4 protein-coding genes and 1 tRNA gene are annotated in these 4,560 nt (G+C 63.0%); 4 read left to right on the top strand and 1 reads right to left on the bottom strand.

Annotated elements, in window-relative coordinates; translation table 11 throughout:
* Nucleotides 1–1,715: PAS domain-containing protein (locus EN781_RS26725; RefSeq protein WP_245492661.1), on the bottom strand; the 1,715-nt coding region annotated here is incomplete at its 3' end.
* A 247-nt stretch (nt 1,716–1,962) separates the two neighbouring features.
* Between EN781_RS26725 and EN781_RS26720 the strand changes: the two genes are divergently transcribed.
* The 4 genes from EN781_RS26720 to EN781_RS26705 form a co-directional block, all read left to right on the top strand.
* Nucleotides 1,963–2,421: a phasin gene (locus EN781_RS26720; protein WP_126056446.1), complete on the top strand. Its 459-nt coding sequence runs from the start codon at nt 1,963–1,965 to the stop codon at nt 2,419–2,421.
* Nucleotides 2,422–2,779: 358 nt separating this feature from the next.
* Nucleotides 2,780–2,856: transfer RNA gene (locus tag EN781_RS26715), tRNA-His, on the top strand.
* A 270-nt stretch (nt 2,857–3,126) separates the two neighbouring features.
* Nucleotides 3,127–3,813, top strand: coding sequence for a GntR family transcriptional regulator (locus tag EN781_RS26710; RefSeq protein WP_126059237.1), 687 nt, complete (start codon nt 3,127–3,129; stop codon nt 3,811–3,813).
* Between the two features lie 460 nt (nt 3,814–4,273).
* Nucleotides 4,274–4,560, top strand: a 287-nt coding sequence (locus EN781_RS26705; RefSeq protein ID WP_189347880.1) for a dihydrodipicolinate synthase family protein, incomplete at its 3' end; no start/stop codon positions are given.

Raw genomic sequence — 4,560 nt, 5'->3', positions numbered from 1 at the left:
GGCTCGGAGGGGGCGGAGCTGTCCCTTTTCAGCCGCTCGCCGATCTCGCGGAATGCGCTGCGTTCCAGCGTCGACAGGCCTTTGTCGTTGGCCGGCTGCCGGTGCTCGGCCAGCCGGATCACCTTGTCGGCGAAACGCCGCTCCGGCTTCGACACGATGGTCAGCGCCGGCACCTCGCCCTTGAACGGGTCGGCTGGCTTCGGGGTTTCCGCGACAGTGTCCTCGACGGCCGGCTCGCTCGGCGCCGGCCGCTCGCCATCGGCAAGCGGCCCGCCATTGGGGACAAGCGCCATGCCGATGGCTTCCGGATCGACGACCGCGTCGCCGGCCCGGGCAACGCCGAAGCCGCGAAAACCCTCGAAGGCGCGGCTGCGGCCATAGACCGGCAGCGCCGCCAGGTCGACCGGTATCTTGAGATCGGTGCCGGCAACCGGCCACAGCACCGAGCGGCCGGACCACGTGTCGCGGCGTTCGAGCAGGCCGGCGATCTCGCCCGAGGCATCGAGGCCGAAAGTGGTGGCCACATCCTTGAAGCGGCGGCCGATCACGTCGGCGGCGGGCTTGCCGACGATCTCGGCGAATTCGGCCGACAATGCGCTGAACTTGCCGTCAGCGTCGGTGCGCCAGACGAAGCGCAGCGGCGGCGCCGACCGATCGATCGTCCGCCCGGCGGCCGGCGCGGCGGCGGCCTGCCGAGGCGCTTCGGCTGGCGACGCCGGCTCCGCCGCCTCGGCCTTGCCGGATGCATGGTCCTGATGCCGTGCCTCATCGCCGCCGGCGTTGAAGTACCAATGGTCGTGCTGCGGCTGCGTCTCGCTGGCCGTCGCCCGGTCGCCCACCGCCGCTTTCGGGCTCTGTCCAGTCGGGCCGGCAACTGGGCCGCCGGCAGGGACGGCAACGCCCTTGGCCACCTCCGGCGTGGACTCGGCCATCACGTCCGGCGTCGTGGGCGAAGGTTCCTGCCTTGCCTCCGGCACAGCGGAAGGCGCCTCCGCCGGCAATGCCGCGGCTGCCGGAGCGTCGCCCCCCGGCTCACCCGGCCGCTCTTCGTCGAGTTGGGCTTCGTCGATGACCACCAGCAAGTGGCGCGTTTCGGTCAGCCGCGCGAGGCCGGCCGGATAGGAATTGCTGCCGCCCGGGACCAGGCGCTTGACGATGCGGTCGCTGTCATCGGCTACGTCTGCGACCAGCGCCGCCAGCGTCTCGGGCAGGATGCCCAGCGCCGAAAAACCGTCGGAGGCGGCCTCTACCTTGCCCGCTGCGTCGACGAAGGCGATGAAATGGCCGTCCTCGGTGAAGCCGCCAATGGCGCGGCTGGCGATCTCTGCAGCACTGCGCGAGCCGGTCTGCGCCGCGGGCACCGTGAGCATGATCGCTTTCTCGCCGTCTGGCATCGCCACCGCGCTGGCCAGGAAGCCGACGGCGCGGCTCACCATCCCGGTCGCCAGCCGCAGCGTGATGGCCCGGTCGCTGCCGATCTGCGGAAAACCGCTGGTCGCCATGATCTGGCGCCTGGCGATCAGCGGCAGCCGCGCCGAGGCGCCGATGATGCCCTCGATGTCCGGATAGCCGAACACCGCCGCTCCGGGGCCGTTGGCCCAGATCACCTGTTCGAGGTCGGCCGACAATATAGCGATCGCATCGCCGGCGGCGAAGCGCTGGCGGACCGCATCGAGCACGGCAACGTCGAGGAAGGAATAGTTTTCGGGCGGCATGCGCTTGGCGAATCCCTCCGGCGGGCAATTTCAGTTAACGCTTTGTTAATAAAAGCGGGCGGTGCGAAGGTCCACAAGCCAAGGCGTGCGGCGGGCGAAATCTCTGAGCGCTTGGTTAACGGCGGGGAAGATTCTGATGGTGCACTGCAACAAAGATGTTGCAATGCACAAAAAAACCTCTATATTGCCATCATACATGAACGAGACGGCTTTCTGTCAAAGCCGCTACCCGCGAAAAGGATGGAAAATGTCCAAGATCAAGACCGCCGAGACCATCGAGAACGTTGAATTCCCGAGCTTCGACGCTTCCAAGGCCACCGACCAGATCCGCGCCTTCGCCGAGAAGGGCGTCGAGCAGTCGAAGGAAGCCTATGCCAAGTTGAAGACCGGCGCCGAGGAGACCCAGAAGGTTCTGGAGTCGACCTTCGAGACCGCCAAGACCGTTTCCGGCGACCTGTCGCTCAAGACCATCGCCGCGCTGCGCGCCAATGCCGACGCCGGCTTCTCGCATCTCGAAGCCCTGGTCAGCGCCAAGTCGCTGTCGGAAGTCGTCGAGCTGCAGACCGCATTCCTGCGCAAGCGTGCCGAACTGGCCGTCGAGCAGGCCAAGGAATTCCAGGCCGTCGCTTCCAAGGCTGCCGAGGACGTCTCCAAGCCGATCAAGACCGCTTTCGAGAAGGCCTTGAAGGACATCAAGGCCGCCTAATATCTTCGCATAACTCGGCGATGCATCAAAACGTCGCATTTTATCAGACAAATAGATGTGCGATAGAGTTGTCCAAGCGAATACCCGGCGGGCGGAACCTCCTCCCTCTGCTCTCCGGGATGACCAGCCAGCACCTCCTCCCGCTGGCTCGTAACAGGAAAAGGCCGGCACCTCCTCCCGCCGGCCTTTTCTTTTGCCCGAAATTGGCTGGTTGAAAACCGGGCGCGGTTCGCAGAACCCGCCTTTGCCTCATCAAGGGCCTTGAATTACGCTCCGATAGTCCGTATTGGACGCATCGCCGAACGACAGAGCGGATCTGGAGAGCAGAGCTTCCCCTGGATCGCGCTCCGGCAGACGTGCCGTTGTAGCTCAGCTGGTTAGAGCGCCGGATTGTGGATCCGGAGGTCGCTGGTTCGATCCCAGCCAACGGTACCATCGGCTTAAGTATTTGATCTTGCTAAGAATTTCATAGCTCAGCCTGGTCGCGCCGGCTTATGGCATTCGAAGGAAAAATCCTTCTGGCCCCTCTGCGCGTCACCGCTGCTTATGCGATCGGCTGATAGCTCCCATCGAGAGCCGTCGATCCACTCGTCCAAAAATTGTGTACCAAGAAAATACAATCCGTTGACACGCCCACAGGTGCGTGCGACTCTCTTCAGGAGTGCCAAGTATGATCGACTGGCAGGGTTGATTCTGAGGTGCGCGATGAAGGGAAGCAAGGGCAGTCTTTACGACGATCTGAAGCGTCGCATCCTGACGATGGAACTCGATCCGGACGAGGATCTGGACGAGGTAGCGTTAAGCGAGCGCTACGGCCTGTCGCGCACTCCGGTGAGGGAAATCTTCCGCAGATTGGAGGGCGAAGGCTACATCGAAATTCGCGCCAACCGGGGTGCCCGGGTCGTTCCGATGAATCACTCGACCCTTAGGCAGTTCTTCCTCGTCGCTCCCATGGTCTACGCCGCCATCGGCCGGCTGGCGGTGCAAAACTTCAAGCCTTCGCAGTTGGTAGACCTGAAAGACACGCAGGAGCGTTTCCGCGCCGCGAGCAAGTCGGGCGACGCACTGTCGATGGTGGTCGAGAACAACAGGTTTCACGAGATCATCGGCGAGATGTCCGGAAATGCCTATCTTCAGCCGAGCCTCGGCAGGCTGCTGATCGATCACGCCCGTATCGGCCACACCTTCTTCCGGCCCCGCAATGATGACATGCGTCGGCGTTTGGGGATCGCCGTCGAACACCATGACGGCTTCATCTCGGCCATTGGCGGTCATGATGAGAACGCTGTCGTCGACCTGGTGTTCGAGCATTGGGAACTGTCGCGCGAGACCATGGAGATGTTCATCGCACCTCAAGGCTTGAAGGCGGATGCCCTGGTCGGCGATTCCTGACGGCTGCGCTCTGTCCTTCTGAAAAACCTTCCATTCTGCCACGTTATGGTTTGTCTGGGACTGTTGGTCGGCTGCGGCGCCACGCTCGCGAGACTCCCAATAGCCGCCAGTCCGCATAGCATGCGGCGTCATCGAGGCATGCCTGCCCTTTTCGCTCTGATTCTGTCACGCCGCCCGGTTGCGGCTCTGTCCCGGCGCCATTGTCGTCGCATCTCCGGCCACGGACGGCGGTTCGGTTCAGGGCATCAGCATTGTGTTATCCAATTATAAGATTTGTGTACCCAAAAAATACAATTTGTTGACTCCGGCACGCCGGTGTGCAATCTTGCGCGCCATCAAATGCGATCGACCGGGTTTCGGGCGCTGAGGATTTCTCAGGAGAGTTCTCAGACGGTTCTCCTTTGGCCGAATGACGCATTGGTCGGAAACGGCCGCTCCGGGACAGGAAGCCTGCATGAACATGTCCGATTTCCCTTTCTCAGGATTGAACCTCGCGATTGCCACGCCATTCGACGCGCAAGGTCGCATCGATCTCGGCAGGCTCGAGCAGAACATCGAGCGCTATATCGCGGCCGGCATACGGGGCTTTGTTCTGAGCTCGGGCACGGGCATGCACGCATACCTGTCGGCGGACGAGTCGAAGTCTCTGGTCAAAAAGGGCGCCAAGATCATCAACGGGCGCGCCAAGATCATTGTGCAGACCTGCGCGCTGCTCGTCGAAGATGTTGTCGAGCGGACCCGCCACGC

The organism is Mesorhizobium sp. M4A.F.Ca.ET.090.04.2.1, from assembly GCF_003999085.1.
Classification (GTDB): Bacteria; Pseudomonadota; Alphaproteobacteria; order Rhizobiales; family Rhizobiaceae; genus Mesorhizobium.
Note: the sequence above shows the minus strand (reverse complement) of the source record. Positions and strands in the feature narration are given on the sequence as shown.